Below are 15320 nucleotides of genomic sequence, written 5' to 3'. Positions count from 1 at the left end.
CCGACGGCAAGACAGGCCATTGCACGAGGCCACCGGCCGTCTACGAGAAATACCTTGAATTAATCTCTCGAAGGGACTGGAACAATGCGCCGACTGCTGAGCGGAGCCACTGCTCTCGCATTCGCGAGCACCATCGCGTTCGCGGGTCTGGCCGCCGCCGCCGAAGAGCCTCAGGGCCCTGAGGTCATGGCATTGCCGGCCGTGCTCGTCAACGAGGTCTCCACGATGGGGGCGAACGGACCGCTCGACGAGGCGATCGAGATCGTCAACACGACCGACCAGCAGCTCGAGCTCTCCAACTGGGTGATCAAGATCTACAACCAGCAGAACCAGGTCATCCAGTCGATCCCGCTGGTCGACACGACCGGTTCGCCGATCGTGCTGGCGCCCAAGAACAACGTCGGCAGCACCCTCGTGCTGACGGGCGCCGAGTTCTCCGGCACCACCTCCACGCCGCACGTGATGCCGGTGAACTTCCTGGGTGCCGAGGGCATTCCGGTGTTCGGCGGGGTCGCGATCTTCGGCAGCAGCGCGCCGACCGCTTTCAAGATCGACGGTGTCGCGTTCTCGGCGAGCGCGATCACGCCGAAGGAAGGCACGAACGCTGCTCCGGAAACCGCGCAGACCGCCGCGCTCAACGGCTCGAACACGCGCAACATCCTGAGCCAGGACACGAACAACAACCAGCGTGACTTCTCACTGCAGGAACGCACCTTCTAGAGATCCCCACTCCACGGGTGCACCGAGGTGCCCTGGCCGTCGCCCCTCGACGGCCAGGGCACCTCGCCGCGTGTGGCGCGAAGTCGCCAACGGCGACTAACCGCCGCTTCCGCCTGTTTCCCAACGTATTCCGGCCCCTCATCCTGCTGTGAACTGATCACCGGAGGAGGGCGCCGTGATACGACATCTGCTGGCACTCGTCGTCGCCGCAGCAACGCTCGACGCACCACCCACGTCCGCAGCACCCGGGGCACCGCCGGAGCAGACCTCCGAGGCCTCGCACCAGATCACCCTCATCACCGGTGACGTCGTCGACTACACCGAATTTCCGGACGGCCGGAAGCTCGCGCGGATCCACGCCGCGCCAAGGGATGGCGAGCCGCCGATCTTCCACACGATGACGACCCGTGACGGTCTGCACGTCTACCCGTCGGACGCGATCGGGGCGATCACCTCCGGCACCGTCGAACGCACCCTCTTCAACGTCACCGAGCTCGTCCGCACCGGCCAGTCCGACGACCGCGCGGCCGCTGTGCCCGTGCTGATGACCGGTGGCCACTCCGCCCAGGCCCACACCAGGATCAGCAGCCTCAACGCGTCCGGCATCCACGTGCAGAAGGCGCAGGCGCAGGAGTTCTGGCGATCGCTCGACGTCTCGGCGAAGTCCGGGGTGAAGCTGAAGTACGACCGCCCGATCCGCGTCACGCTCGACCAGACCACCCGGCAGATCGGCGCCCCTGCAGCGTGGCAGGCCGGCCTCGACGGCGCCGGTGTCACGGTCGCCGTCGTCGACACCGGGATCGACGCCGGGCACCCGGACGTCGCCGCGAAGCTCACCGCGGTCGAGAACTTCTCCGACGAACCGGACGCGATCGACCGGCACGGCCACGGCACGCACGTCGCCGCGACCATCGCGGGCACCGGCAGCGCGTCGGGCACCAAGTACAAAGGCGTTGCCCCGGCGGCGAAACTGGTGATCGCCAAGGTGTTCAACGGCGCGGGCGAGGCCGACACCTCGCAGGTGCTGGCGGGCATCGAGTGGGCGGCGCGATCCGGCGCGAAGATCGTGAACCTCAGCCTCGGCGGCGACGTCACGGACGGCACCGACGAGCTGAGCACCCTCGTCGACCAGCTCGCCGCCGAGACGGGTGTGCTGTTCGTGGTGGCTGCGGGCAACAACGGCCCGGCGAACCGCTCGATCACCACCCCCGGCACGGCCGCCTCCGCGTTGACCGTCGGCGCTGTCGACCGGCAGAACAAGCTCGCACCGTTCAGCAGCACCGGCCCGCGCATCGGCGACGCGTCGGTGAAGCCCGAGATCAACGCGCCGGGCCTCGGCGTCGTGGCCGCCCGCGCGGCCGGCACGTCCATGGGCGCGCCGGTCGACGACCGCTACACCGCCGCTTCCGGCACCTCGATGGCCACGCCGCACGTCGCGGGCGCGGCCGCACTGCTCGCCCAGCAACACCCGGACTGGTCCGCGCAGACGTTGAAGAACGCGCTCGTGACGAGTGCCGCCGACGTCGGAATGCCGTGGTACCAGCAGGGTGCGGGGCGGCTCGACGTGGCTCGTGCCGTCACGCAGAAAGCCACGGCCACCGCCGCCGCGAGCTTCGGCCGTTATGAGCGCGGCACCGGCGGCACTCTCACCCAGGAACTCAACTACACCAACGACTCCGAAGCGCCCCTGACCCTCGACCTGGCCGCCGCCTTCAAGGGCTGGGACGGCAAACCCACGACCGCGTTCAGCCTCAGCACCACACGCCTGACCATCCCGGCCCGTGCCAAGGCCTCTGCCACCCTCAGCCTCGACCCCGAAGCGGGCCCGGCGGGCGTGTACGGCGGCCTCGTCACCGCCACCGGCCCCGGCACCACCCTGCGCACACCGGTCAGCGTTTACGAGGCACCACAGACCTTTCCGGTGTCGGTCCACGTCCGTGACGTCGCCGGCCGGCCACCGGGCCCGGCGTTCGGTCAGCTGATCGACGACTCCAACGGCAGCGATGACCTCAACGACCCGTTCGACGACACCACCAGCTACTACTTCGACGTCGTGAACGGCGAAGGTGTCGCGAACGTGCCGAGCGGCCGCTACTCCGCGGTGAGCTGGGCGACCGAGAACACCGCCGGAGTGCGCCGCTGGTCCGCACTGGCCGCACCGGAGCTGACCGTCACCGGTGCCGCGGACGTCTCGCTCGACGCGCGCAAGACCGTGCCGGTCGAGGTCGTGCCACCGGGCCCGGCCGAGCAACGCGACCGCACCGTCACCATGCGCCGCGTGCTGCCCGAGGAAGGCGAGAAGCTGCCGCTGATCATCGAGACCGCCGCCGTGCTGGGCGGAGCTCCGTGGGAGGTCCGCGCCACCCCGGCCGCGGCCGCGAAGAAGGGCGCGATCTCGTTGCAGGACAACGTGACCCTGCAGACCGCCACGGTCACGCTGACCGCCGGTGGCCGGACGCTGAAGACCGACGGCGACATCACCGCCCTGACCGCGAAGTGGCCCGGCGAGCTGACCGACGGCATCAAGCTGGTGAAGATCAAGCCGGACACCCCGGCGAACATGGTGAAGGCCGCCAACGCCGCGGCGACCGCGGCGGCACAGGAAGGCAAGAAGGCACTGCTGTCCTATGTGGACGAGCCGAACGCGCTGCCGCTGACCGGGCTCGCGAGCACGGCGTTGCCCTCACTCAGCCTCAGCAACGCAGACGGCCAGTTTGCCGAGAAGAACGCCGTCAAACTCAGCATCAAGCCGGCACCGGAGGCCGTGTTCAACCTGAGCTTCCTGGACGCCAACGGCATTCCGGCGAACCATCGCCAGGTCGTCGATCCGCAGAAGCTGGTCATGCGCAAGACGGCGTACCACGCCGACAAGCCCGGCCTGACCGTGCAGAAGACCTGGTACCCGTACCCGACCGGGCTGTGGCAGTCGCAGATCCTGCGCGGCACCACGTTCACGCCGCCCCAGGCGTGGACCGAGTACATCGGGCCCGGCGACGACCGGATCGTGTGGAAGCGCTCGGTCACGTTGAGCGGCACGGACGCCAAGGGTCAGCGCGCGGCCGTGGCGATGTACCAGGAGAACGTGTTCAGGGCAGGCCAGGCGGCGGCAGTCGAACGCTGGTTCGCGGGCCCGATGCACAGCACGGCGATCGACCTGCCGTCCGACCACCCGGCCCGCTACCCGGCCGCCGGCGGATCGTGGCGCCAGCTCTGCTCGAACTGCCGCACCGGCGACACGTTCGTCCCGGCTCTGCAGTGGACGGACGGCAACCCCGGCCACTACACGAACCCGTACCAGAACAGCAAGTTCTTCACGACGACCAAGGTCAGGCTCTTCCGGGACGACCGGGAGATCCCGGCGGACCAGGACCCGCTCGCGTTCTACCCGACCTTCCCGATGTCCCCCGAACAGGCCACCTACCGCCTCGAAGCCACGGAGACGCACGCTCCGGGAGCGGTGGCGGGCGCGGTCAACGCGGTCCTGTTCACCCTAGCCCCGCGCACCGACACGACGTGGACGTTCCAGTCACGCCGTTCGCTCAACCCACCGCCGCGCGGCTACTCGTGCCACAAGGGCGAAGCCACCTGTCAGTTCCAGCCGCTGATCGCACTCCGGCACGACCTGCCGCTCGACCTCACGAACTCCGCCCCGGCCGGCAAACCGTTCGTCTACCACGTGCACGCGACGAACAGCACGCCCATCACCGTGGTGAAGGTGCAGTGGTCGGCGGACGGCGTGACGTGGCGGCCCGCCCAGATCCAGCCGGCGAACGACCGCTGGCAGGTCACCATCGACAACCCGGCCGGTGAGATCTGGCTGCGCACCGAGGCCAGGGACGGCGCCGGGAACACCGTCACGCAGACCATGCAGAAGGCTTTCCGCACCCGCTGAGCACGCGTCACTGAGACGGAGGCAGCAGCGATCCCGCACCACGAGCCGCGGCGCGCAGACCCGCCTGGAACCGGGTCTGCGCGCCGAGCTCCGCCATCAACCGGTGCAGCCGGCGCTGGTAGGTCCGGTAGCTCAGCCCGAGCTGCTTCGCGATGCTGCGATCCGGCAACCCGGTCGCCAGCAACGCGAGCAGCCGCGCGTCCCCGATCGAGACCTCGTTCGACGCGGGCTGGCCAGGCAACGTGAGCGGCACCGCGTCCTCCCACAGCCGCGAGAACAACGCCCCGAGCGAGTCGAGCAACGCCGAGCGGTGCACGATCACCGCGCTCTCCAGCGCGGTTTCGGTGCTGTGCAACGGGATCAGCCCAAGATGCGCGTCCGCGAGGATCATCTTCGTCGGCGCGACCGCCACCACCCGCGCCTCCTCCCCCAGCGACAGCCCCATCTCCAGGTCGGCCCGCAGGTCGTGCAGCTCCAGCGCCCGGCGCTCGTAGATCCCGCGGAACCGGATGCCGCGGTTCAGCAGCTCCTCCTCCACCGGGTGCAGCGCCGAGGGCGGCGTGGCGTACGGCGGCTTGTCCACGAACCGCACCTCCTGCCGGGCCGTGCGCATCACCTGGTCCACCCGCCGCGAGATCGCCTCGGGCCCGTGCACCACCTCGACCAGGTCCGCGGGGGCCCGCACCCCCGCCGCCCGTTCGTACCGGGCCTGCAACTCCCCCGCCAGCAGCCTGTCCCGCCGCAGTTCGTCCTCGCGGTGCAGGAAGTACGTCGTCAGCGCGACATCGGGTGCCATCGCCGTGTGCAGGCCGTTGATCTGGTGCACGAAACCCAGCTCGGTCAACGACCGCAGCGCCGTGCGCACCGCGCGCTCGGACAGGTCCGTCGCGAGGCACAGCTCCACCACACCCAGTTGGTACGAGTCGACGAGCGTCTCGTACACCGCGAGTTCCGCCGGACGCATTCCGAGCACGGGAGCCAGTATGCCGACTTCGGGCAGGCGTTGACGCGGGGCCGGAAACGGGTGTAGACATCGGTTGAAAAGGTTTACAACCTCTTCTCATTGCCGCCGCCGCAGCTGTTGTAGCAACGCATGCGTGCGAAAGGACGGCCAATGGAGACCAACCGCCGCGACTTCCTCAGGGTCGCCGGTGCCACCGCGGGTGTCACGATGCTGTCCGGGTCGTTCCTGTCCGCGCCGGTCGCGTCGGCGCAGGACCACGCGGCGATCCCGATGGCCGAGTCGCCGTGGGACCAGGTGCCCGCGATCCTCGCGAAGATCGTCCCGCCGACCTTCCCGGCCGCGAAGTTCGACATCACCGCGTACGGCGCCAAGGGTGACGGCAAGACCAAGAACACCGAGGCGTTCCGCAAGGCCGTCGAAGCGTGCAACAAGGCGGGCGGCGGACAGGTCGTCGTGCCCCAGGGCAGCTTCCTCACCGGCGCGATCACTCTGCTGAGCAACGTGAACCTGCACGTCTCGGCGGGTGGCGTGATCAAGTTCTCCACCGATCCCAAGGACTTCCCGCTGGTCTACACCCGGTGGCAGGGAATCGAGTGCATGAACTTCTCGTCGTTCATCTACGCCCGCAAGGCCGAGAACATCGCGATCACCGGCCCCGGCCTGATCGACGGCCAGGGCCCGTCCGGTCCGTGGTTCGACTACGACGGCAAGCGCCAGCCCGACTGGGAACAGCTGCAGAAGTGGGCCGTCGACAACAGGCCGGTGACCGACCGGAAGTTCGGCATGGGCCACTACCTCAAGCCGAACATGATCACGCTCTACGAGTGCCGCAACGTCCTCGTCGAGGGCGTCCAGCTGCGGAACTCCGCGATGTGGAACGTGCATCCCGTGCTGTGCACGAACGTGACGATCCGCGACATCTTCGTCTACAGCCGCGGTGGCATGGTCGACGGCTGCGACCCCGAGGCCTCGCAGTACGTGCACATCACCGGCTGCCGGTTCGACTGCGGCGACGACGGCATCGCGATCAAGGCCGGCCGCGACATCGACGGCCGCCGGATCGGGGTGGCGAGCGAGAACATCGTCATCGAGAACTGCTCGTTCGAGGGCCGCTGGGGTGCGCTGACGGTCGGCAGCGAGATGTCCGGCGGCGTGCGCAACGTCTTCTTCCAGGACTGCACGGTGAAGAAGGGGTCGAGCTACAAGCCGTTCCACGTGCTGTACATCAAGACGAACAAGCGGCGTGGCGGCACCGTGGAGAACATCCACGCCCGGCGCATCAAGGCGACCGACGTCGACCGCGAGGCGATCATGGTGACGCTGAACTACAGCCTCACCGGCCCCGGCTTCGGCCCGATCGTGAACCCCAAGGTGCAGAACATCACCGCCGACGGCTTCACCGTCAACGGGGTCAAGAAGACGGCCGTCACCCTGGACGGCCTGGCCGAGTCGCACATCAAGAACGTCGCCGTCTCCAACAGCACGTTCACCAGCGTCACGACCGCCAAACCGTCGATCAAGAACGCGGACGGCACCACGTTCACGAACGTCACCATCAACGGCAAAAAGGTCTGAGGAGAGCATCCCCGTGTCCTTGTCACGTCGTGATTTCGCGCGTGTGTCCGGCCTGACGGCCGCCGGTCTCCTGCTCCCGGCAGGCGTTGCGGCCGCAGAACCCGCTCTGGGCCGGGACCCGTGGCGTGAGGTGCCTGCGATCCTCGCCCGCATCTGCCCGCCACGCTTCCGCAGGAAGGACTACGACGTCACCGCGTACGGCGCGAAGGGTGACGGCCTCACCAAGAACACCGAGGCGTTCCACCGCGCGATCACGGCGTGCCACCGCGCCGGTGGGGGACGTGTAGTCGTTCCCGCGGGCACGTTCCTCACCGGCGGCATCAGACTTCTGTCCAATGTGGAGCTCCACATCCGTGAGGGCGCCACGCTGAAGTTCTCCACCGATCCCACCGACTACCTGCCGCTCGTGCTCACCCGCTGGGAGGGCACGCTCTGCTACAACTACCAGCCGTTCATCTACGCGTTCGAGCAGCGGAACATCGCCATCACGGGTCGCGGCACCATCGACGGTGACGCGCCCAGTGGCAAGTGGTCGAGCTGGGGCGCCGGTTCCACGGCGTTGCTGCGGCAGTGGGGCGAGGAGGGCAAGCCGGTCGAGGAACGCATCATGGGCCCCGGCAGGAACATGCGGCCGAACATGATCCAGTTCTTCCGCTGCCGGAACCTGCTCGTCGAGGACGTGCTGATCAAGAACCCCGCGATGTGGTCGCTGCACTTCGTGTTCTCGCGCAACATCACCGTGCGGCGGATCGAGATCTACTCGACGAACTCGCAGGGTGACGGCGTCGACCTCGACTCGTCTTCGTACGCCCACGTGCACGACTCGAAGTTCAACACCAATGACGACTGCGTCGTCATCAAGTGCGGTCGGGATGCCGACGGACGGCGGGTCGGCATCCCGTCCACCCACATCGTGGTCGAGCGCTGCAAGTTCTCCGGCCGCTGGGGCGGGATCACGGTCGGCAGCGAGATGTCCGGCGGTGTGTCGAAGGTCTTCTGCCGCGACTGCGAGATCAACGCGCCGGACTTCCCCGGCCGGTACCCGATCAAGCACGCGCTCTACGTCAAGACCAACCAGGACCGCGGCGGTGTCATCGACGGGATCCACCTGCGGAACGTGTTCGGGCAGAACGTCGAGCGCGAGATCCTGTACGTGTCGATGTTCTACCAGAACGGCGGCACGAAGGGCTTCTTCCCGCAGATCAACAACCTGACGATCGACCGGATGCGGATCAACGGCGGCCGGATCGCGGCGACCTTCCGCGGGTTCCCGCAGTCGCACATCAAGAACGTGCTGATCTCCAACTCCACGTTCACCGGGATCACCGAGCCGAACCTGATCGAGAACACCGACAATCTGGTGTTCCGCAACACGACGATCAACGGGGTGGTGCCGGCGTGAGATACCTGCTGGCACTCCTGTTGGTCGCTGCCGGGCTCTCCGCCGGCACCCCGATCGCGACCGCGCACGCGGGTCTCTCGTGGAAAGCCGTGAACAGCCCGTTCTCGCTGGACTTCCAGGACGGCGGGCGGGCGTTGACCGGGCAGCGCGAGACGTTCTACCGGCTCGCCGACGGCGCGCAGCACTCGTTGACGAAGGTTGTTGCGCAGAAACGGGTTCCGCGTGGCGTGCGGTACGTCGTGGCGACCACGGAGGCGTCCAGGACCGCTTCCGTGGTCGTCACGCGGACCGAACGCGGGCTGCGGGTGGGCTGGACGCTGGAGCCTTCCGCCGGTGTCGCGCAGGTTTCGGCGAACCTCACCGGGTCGCTGGAGGAGCACTTCCTCGGCGGCGGCGCGCACACGATGTTCGTCGACGTGCAACGAAAGGTCTTGCTGAACAAGGCTGTGTTCGTCGGCGCGTCGAACTTCGGCAAGTGCAACAAGAACGGCGCGCCTTCGACGTTCTTCATGTCCAGCGCGGGTTACGGCGTGTACGCCGACACTCGGGCGATCGGGCGGACCGCGTTCCCCGGTGCGGTGGCCGACGACCACTGCGCGGACAAACCTGCTCCCTGCCCTGTCGCTGTCGGCGTGCCGGACCGGATCCAGTTGTGCTTCAAGACCTCCCGGCTCGACTACGAGGTCTACGCCGGATCGCCGGAGAAGGTCAACTCGGCGTACTTCCAGCGCGTCGGCACCCCGACACTGCCGCCCGCGCGGCAGTTCGCGCTGACGAAGTGGCGGGACAAGTACAACCACTCCGACGAGATCGTCGAGGACGTCACGCAGTTCCAGGCGCGCGGCGTCCCGCTCTCGACTCTGTGGGTCGACAACCCGTGGGAGCAGGGTCCTGTCGGCGCACGGCCGACTTACGCGTGCATCGGCGCGTTGAAGTTCGACAAGACGATGTACCCGGACGCACAGGGCACGATCGACTGGATGCGCTCGCGTGGCGTCAACCTGGGCGTGTGGGTGGCGCCGTTCCTGAGCAAGATGTCGGACGGCAAGGTGTGCCCGCACGACTACCCCGCCGGGTCCTTCGCCCAGTCGGACCGCACGAACGTGTGGGACATCGACCTCACGAACCCGGTGGCACGAGCCCACTACGAGGCACGGCTCGAAGCCGTGTTCCGGATGGGGGTGAACTTCGTCAAGGGCGACAGGGGCGAGGAGCACAACTTCGAGGAAACGACGTTCGCCGGCGGCCCCGGCACGCTGATCCACAACGAGTACCCGTTGCTGTACGCCGAATCCGTGGTGAAGATGCTGCGGAAGGTGCACGGCGACAACTACACGACGTTGTTCCGCGCGGGCGGCGACGGCATGCCCACGCTCCTGCGCGGGTTCTGGCAGGCCGACGCGGACATGAGCTTCGACGGGCTGCGCCTCACCACCCGGCGGGGCATCAACTCGTGGATCTCCGGCCACCCGGTGCACGGCTCGGACATCGGCGGCTACCGCAACCTCGGCGGCGGCCCGTCGGAGTCGCTGTTCGTGCGGTGGGCGCAGCAGTCCGCGGTGACGCCGGTGTTCCAGGTCGGCAGCTCCGGCCGCAACTCGACGCCGTGGGTGTACGACGCGGCGACGTTCGAGCGGTTCCGGAAAGCCGCGGTGCTGCACTACGAGCTTTTCCCGTACCTCTACGAGCAGGCACGGCGCGCGGCGCGCGACGGCACGCCGATCACGCAGCCGATGGCGTTCCGCTATCCCGGTGAACAAGCCGCGTGGCAGGCGGACCAGCAGTTCATGGTCGGGCCGGACCTGCTCGCGGCTCCCGTGACGGCGGACAGGGCCGAGGCCGACGGTGCCGCCGGCAAACCGACGCCGGTGACCGTGTGGCTGCCTCCCGGCGAGTGGATCGACCTCTACTCCGGAGCACGGGTAACCGGCGGCAGGACCATCACCCGTGAGACCACCTTGGACGAATCCCCGCTGTACCTGCGCGCTTCCTCGGCCATGCCGTTCAACTTCCGCACGCCGGACATCTGGTCCAAGCCGTGGGGTGTGAACGACCTCGACCGCCAGGACCGCAAGGGCTGGCTGGTGTCGCCGGACGCCGACGGCAGGTTCGGCGATCTCCAGGCCGACTCGTTCGGCAACCACCTCCTCGTCCGGCTCCAGGACGCGCCGAAGGAGTCGCAGCTGATGATTCCGGCCGGGGTGAAGCGGGTGGTGATCGACGGGAAGCCGCTGCCGGAGTCGACCGTCGAGGAACTGCGATCCAGGACGACGGGCTGGGCGTCTCTCTCCTCAACGCCCGGCACGTTCGGCGGCACGGTGCTGAAGCTGCTACCTCGACACGGCTCCAGCACCGTGCTGCTAACCCTCTAGACAGCTGTTCCACAGGCGGCTCACAGGAAACGGCCGCAGTCTGGTTCCCATGACGGACAACCACGACCGCGGCCTCCAGTTCGACCTCGCCACGCTGTTCGGGCGCAGGCGGGCGTTGTCGCTGCTCGGCGGCGCGGGCCTCACTCTCGTGGCCTGCACCCCGTCGACCACCACAACCTCGAACTCGACCTCTCCCACCACCGGTTCCAGTTCCACCTCGTCCTCCGCCGCGGCCGGCACCGCGCTGGAGGAGATTCCGCAGGAGACCGCCGGACCGTTCCCCGGCGACGGCTCGAACGGCCCGAACGCGCTCACCCAGAGCGGCATCGTGCGCTCGGACATCCGCTCGAGCTTCGGCTCCTCGACCCGCACGGCCGAGGGTGTGCAGCTCACCATCGAGCTGACCGTCCAGCACCCCGACGGCAAGCCGTACACCGGCGCCGCCGTCTACCTGTGGCACTGCGACATCAACGGCGACTACTCGATGTACTCCGACCGCGTGAAGAACGAGAACTTCCTGCGTGGTGTCCAGGAGGCCGACGCGTCCGGCAAGCTGAAGTTCGTCAGCGTGTTCCCTGGCGCGTATTCCGGGCGCTGGCCGCACATCCACTTCGAGGTCTACCGGAACCTCTCCGAGGCGACCAGCGCCGGAAACAAGATCACCACCTCCCAGCTCGCGTTGCCGGAGTCGACCTGCAAGGAGGTCTACGGCACAACCGGGTACACGCAGAGCGTCCAGAACATGTCGCGGACCTCCTTGAAGAGCGACATGGTGTTCCGGGACGGGGTCGACCGGCAGCTGGCGACCACGTCCGGGAACGTCCAGTCCGGCTACACCGCAGCCCTCACGTTCGCCGTCGAGTAGGCGCCGCTTAGGTGACCAGCCGCCAGAGTGCCGGCGTGACCGGAGGCGTCCAGTCCAGTTGCGACCGGTGCGCCTGGCGGCACACGTAGGTCCGGCCCTGGTAGACGATCACGTCGTCGATGGCGTACGCCGTGGCGTTCGCCCACGAGGGCAGGATCGGGATGTCGGACAGGAACACGTTCGACTCCACTTCAGCCTCGGTGTTCAACTCGATGATCTCGCCCAGGGTGCGCCGGTACGAGATGCCGTACCGGTTCTGGATCTCGGTCAGGGCGGGATCGTTGAGGTAGAAGAACCTGTCGCCGTCGCGGAGGTTCTCGAACTGCTTCTTCCAGATCGCCTCCTGCAGCTCCCCGAGCTCGTGGCCGGGGCGATGCGGTTCGGCGGACATCCCGGTGAACGCGTCGACGCGGTTCACGTCGCTGTAGAGCGCACGCAGCCGGGCTGCGTCGGAAGAGCGGCGGACACCGGTGACGCCCATCGCGTCGGCCGCGGCCGGAACGTCGAGCGGGACCACGTTGCCCGCGCCGTCACGCAGGCGGACGAAGTCCAGGATGTCCGGGTCGTTGATCGGGTCGGCCGGGTTGACCAGCGGGTCGTTCGGGAACGAGCTGCTGGACTCACCGGTTATCGCCGTGAAGCTGGTCTTCGCCGGCAACCCGTACGCACGGCGCAGTTCGTTGTAGTACGGCATGCCGTGATCACGGCCGCGTGCCACGTCGATCGCGCCGAGGTCCGTCACGCCGCGGAAGCACTGCGGCAGCTGCGGACCGTCGAGACAGGCGGGGTTGCCCGGTACCGGAACCTGGAACAGGACGCTGCGCAGCTGGTTGTCGATCTGCGCGTCGTTCTTGTACTCCGGCTCGGCGCCGATGCCCTTGAGCACCGGACCCAGGCCGATGCCCTTGAGCAGGTCCGGGTTGAAGAACGCGACGTTCAGCGGCACGACCAGGACGACCTCGCCGTCCTCGTGCTCGACCTCGATGCCCTGTGCCTCGAAGGCTTCGAGCTGTTCCTCGGTGTAGGTGCCTTCTGGCGCGATCGGCTCGAGCTCACCGTGGATGAAGCTGTGGGCCCGGTAGCCGACAACGGCGAACTCGTTGGACAGCGAGGCGTTCACGTTCGGGTTGTAACCGCGGTACGGCGCGAGCTGCACACCGAGCGCGGGCAGGAACTCCTGATAGGTGATGTACTGCTGCTCCGCTCCTACCACTCGCCGCGCGATCTCGAACGCGGTCTGCGCGGGCAGGGTTCGAGGCAGGGCGTTGACGATCCTGTTGTGCTCCAAGGCGAACAACGCGTGCGTGGAGGTGAGCGCGACGTTCTCGTTCGCCCGCACGTCCCCCGCCACCATCGCCTTGGCGGGGTTTGCCCGGAGGTGGCCGTCCGCGGCCATCACCGGTGCCCTGGCCGGGTCACCACGGGTGTCCCGCCTCGGCAGCAAACCGTTGTCCAGCAACAGACGCGCGCCGTTGTTGGCGAGGTTGCCGTCGACCGGGCCTTCCAGCATCCACTCCAGCCGCGTCGCGTCCGGGCCGTAGACACTGGAACCGTCGATGTAGCTGTCCACGGTGTTGAGCTGCTGGCGCACGGCGTTCCCCGCACCCGTGCCGGGAGCTGCCGGCGTGCGCATGAACCCGATGGAGCCCAGGTCGTTGCGGAACTCCTCCAGCGCGTCAGCTCGGTTGAACGGCAGGGGAGCGTTCTCGCCGCCGGCTTCCTGGCGGAGGCCGAAAGTGTGGTCCATGAACTGGCCCCACACGAACCCCCACTGGGAGACACCGCGTTCGGAGAACAGGTTCTGCGCGGTGTCGTTGAAGAACCGGTTGCTCACGTACCTGGGACTAGGCCCGGATATCGGCCGGGCTATGCCGTCTGCGTAGCGCGCTGGGGCGACGCGCAGATACTCGGTGTTGGTCTTGCCCCACTCGGGATGTGCCAGGTTGTTGCAGCTGCCGTCCAATGTGCGCACAACGGGATTGGTGCACGCCAGAACGTCGATCGGCTTCGCGGCGGAGACGCCTGTCGCACTGGTGAGCACCAGAGCGGCAGCGGCGACCACGGGCAGCCATCTACCCATGTCGAATAGCCTTCTTCCGGTCCCTTCTGTTGTGCGGCGGCTTTTCCGGCCGAGGGGGACTAGCACGGCCAATGACGCAGGTTACGCGCGTCGCGGTGTCCCGGATAAGGACACAAAACTCTTAGGTCCTGCTGAGGGCGAGCCACAGCTCCGCGCGCAGTCCGGGTGAGTCCACCGACCGGCCAAGTGCTTGTTCTGCTTTGCGCACACGGTTTCGCAACGTGTGCCGGTGCACGCCGAGCTCGGCTGCGGCGGGATCCCAGGCGCCGTGATGCGCGAGCCAGACCCTGAGCGTTTCCCGCGTCTCCTGGTCGAGGGGCAGCAGCAACGAGTCGGCGAACCCGTCCGGGAGAGCGAGCCTGCCCGCGAGATCTTCGAACCTCCGGACGCCCGCTTGCCTGGCCTGGCGTGCCTCGCGCAGGCCGCGGGCGATCTCGCTCGTGTCCACTTCGGACGATGCGAAGCCGTCGGCCTCCGCGGCCAGCACCACGACGTCGCCGTCGATCTCGGCGCTGAACGCGTCGCCCGGCGGTTCGTCCACGAGGAACACCCGGAACCGCGGCGGCAGCTCCACGGTCTGGTGCCCGGCCAGCAGCAGGCGGAACTGCCCGGTGCGGAGCTCTCGCTGGGCGGCGTCGACGGCGTCGTTCTGCGCCAGGCCAAGGGCGAGCAGCGAAGCCGCGGTGTTGACGATGCTCAGGTCAGCTGCGTCGAGCGGACCGGCCGTGCCCACCGCGAGCACGCCGCGGGCGCGGCTGCCTAGGGCCTGCATGAACACCTGGCTGCCGTCGATCTCGAACGCCGCGCTGGCAAGGCCTCCGGCGGTCTTCAGCCGGGCCAGCTCGGCGGTGAGGTCCGGGATGTTGCGCGGGTTGTGGGTGTGGGCGGGGTGCCCGGTGGCGTCGAGGAGCACGACCCAGCCGTCGATCCACTGACCGAGCCTGCGGACCACACCGGCGACGCCCGCCCGCACGGCCGCGCGGGTGAGGGCGCGCTGGGCCTCGCTGGTGCGGGTCAGCGCGGCGTACTCGTCGGCGGCGACGGCCTTCGATACGGCCTTGCTGATGGCGATGAACGGGACCTCGCGCGGCACCTCGACCAGGCCGAGGCCGGCGGCTTCGGCGGCTTTCACCAGAGCCGCGGGCACCTTGGCGTGGCCCAGTCCCGTGCCGAAGCCGAGGCCGACGACCCCGGCGCGCACGAGCCGGTCGACGTACGCGCGTGCTTCGGTGACACCGCCCAGCCCCGTGGTCAGCAGCAGCTCGCCTCCCTCCAGGAACGGCGTCGGATCGGCCAGCTCCGTCCCGTGCACCCACCCCACCGGCCGCGACACGTCCCCGGCGAGCACCGGCAACCGCAGCGTCCTGGCGAGTTCCCGCAGCGTGATGGGCATGTGCCAGTTTGTACAACCTGAGGCCCGTAGATCGCCATTTCAGACACTGCGCAGGCC

Annotated in this window: 9 protein-coding genes; 6 read left to right on the top strand and 3 right to left on the bottom strand. The window is 68.3% G+C overall.

Annotation, left to right across the window (positions count from 1 at the left end; translation table 11 throughout):
* Positions 1 to 84 precede the first annotated feature (84 nt).
* Together ACIA8G_RS07190 and ACIA8G_RS07185 are read left to right on the top strand one after the other, a co-directional pair.
* Complete coding sequence (locus ACIA8G_RS07190; RefSeq protein ID WP_396417400.1) at positions 85 to 720, top strand: lamin tail domain-containing protein; 636 nt, start codon at positions 85 to 87, stop codon at positions 718 to 720.
* Between the two features lie 175 nt (positions 721 to 895).
* Positions 896 to 4612 (top strand): S8 family serine peptidase, encoded by a 3717-nt coding sequence (locus ACIA8G_RS07185; RefSeq protein ID WP_396417399.1) that lies wholly within the window; start codon positions 896 to 898, stop codon positions 4610 to 4612.
* 7 nt (positions 4613 to 4619) lie between these two features.
* On the opposite strand, the gene ACIA8G_RS07180 is transcribed toward ACIA8G_RS07185, so the two are convergent.
* The gene (locus ACIA8G_RS07180; protein WP_396418665.1) at positions 4620 to 5576 is read right to left on the bottom strand and encodes a helix-turn-helix domain-containing protein; all 957 of its coding nucleotides are present in this window, start codon (positions 5574 to 5576) and stop codon (positions 4620 to 4622) included.
* A gap of 150 nt (positions 5577 to 5726) precedes the next feature.
* Between ACIA8G_RS07180 and ACIA8G_RS07175 the strand changes: the two genes are divergently transcribed.
* From ACIA8G_RS07175 to ACIA8G_RS07160, 4 genes are read left to right on the top strand one after another with little or no spacing between them, the layout of a single operon-like run.
* Entirely contained in the window at positions 5727 to 7151 is a 1425-nt protein-coding gene (locus tag ACIA8G_RS07175) for a glycoside hydrolase family 28 protein (RefSeq protein WP_396417398.1), read from the top strand.
* A 13-nt stretch (positions 7152 to 7164) separates the two neighbouring features.
* Positions 7165 to 8553 (top strand): glycoside hydrolase family 28 protein, encoded by a 1389-nt coding sequence (locus ACIA8G_RS07170; RefSeq protein WP_396417397.1) that lies wholly within the window; start codon positions 7165 to 7167, stop codon positions 8551 to 8553.
* The gene (locus ACIA8G_RS07165) at positions 8550 to 10925 is read left to right on the top strand and encodes a TIM-barrel domain-containing protein (RefSeq protein WP_396417396.1); all 2376 of its coding nucleotides are present in this window, start codon (positions 8550 to 8552) and stop codon (positions 10923 to 10925) included. The genes ACIA8G_RS07170 and ACIA8G_RS07165 overlap by 4 nt, the downstream gene beginning before the upstream one ends.
* A 49-nt stretch (positions 10926 to 10974) precedes the next feature.
* Complete coding sequence (locus tag ACIA8G_RS07160; protein WP_396417395.1) at positions 10975 to 11790, top strand: intradiol ring-cleavage dioxygenase; 816 nt, start codon at positions 10975 to 10977, stop codon at positions 11788 to 11790.
* Between the two features lie 7 nt (positions 11791 to 11797).
* On the opposite strand, the gene ACIA8G_RS07155 is transcribed toward ACIA8G_RS07160, so the two are convergent.
* Positions 11798 to 13870 carry a peroxidase family protein gene (locus ACIA8G_RS07155; protein ID WP_396417394.1) on the bottom strand — a complete coding sequence of 691 codons (2073 nt, stop codon included), beginning with the start codon at positions 13868 to 13870 and terminating at the stop codon, positions 11798 to 11800.
* A gap of 121 nt (positions 13871 to 13991) precedes the next feature.
* The gene (locus ACIA8G_RS07150; protein ID WP_396417393.1) at positions 13992 to 15263 is read right to left on the bottom strand and encodes a PucR family transcriptional regulator; all 1272 of its coding nucleotides are present in this window, start codon (positions 15261 to 15263) and stop codon (positions 13992 to 13994) included.
* Positions 15264 to 15320 lie beyond the last annotated feature (57 nt).

The organism is Lentzea sp. NPDC051213, assembly GCF_044455585.1.
Taxonomy (GTDB): Bacteria; Actinomycetota; Actinomycetes; order Mycobacteriales; family Pseudonocardiaceae; genus Lentzea.
This window is presented reverse-complemented; position numbering and strand designations above follow the sequence as displayed.

Bases quoted from the DNA above. Each gene is read 5' to 3' on its own strand.
- ACIA8G_RS07175 (WP_396417398.1), top strand. From the start codon at position 5,727: ATGGAGACCAACCGCCGCGACTTCCTCAGGGTCGCCGGTGCCACCGCG.
- ACIA8G_RS07150 (WP_396417393.1), bottom strand. From the start codon at position 15,263: ATGCCCATCACGCTGCGGGAACTCGCCAGGACGCTGCGGTTGCCGGTG.
- ACIA8G_RS07155 (WP_396417394.1), bottom strand. From the start codon at position 13,870: ATGGGTAGATGGCTGCCCGTGGTCGCCGCTGCCGCTCTGGTGCTCACC.
- ACIA8G_RS07190 (WP_396417400.1), top strand. From the start codon at position 85: ATGCGCCGACTGCTGAGCGGAGCCACTGCTCTCGCATTCGCGAGCACC.
- ACIA8G_RS07160 (WP_396417395.1), top strand. From the start codon at position 10,975: ATGACGGACAACCACGACCGCGGCCTCCAGTTCGACCTCGCCACGCTG.
- ACIA8G_RS07180 (WP_396418665.1), bottom strand. From the start codon at position 5,576: ATGCGTCCGGCGGAACTCGCGGTGTACGAGACGCTCGTCGACTCGTAC.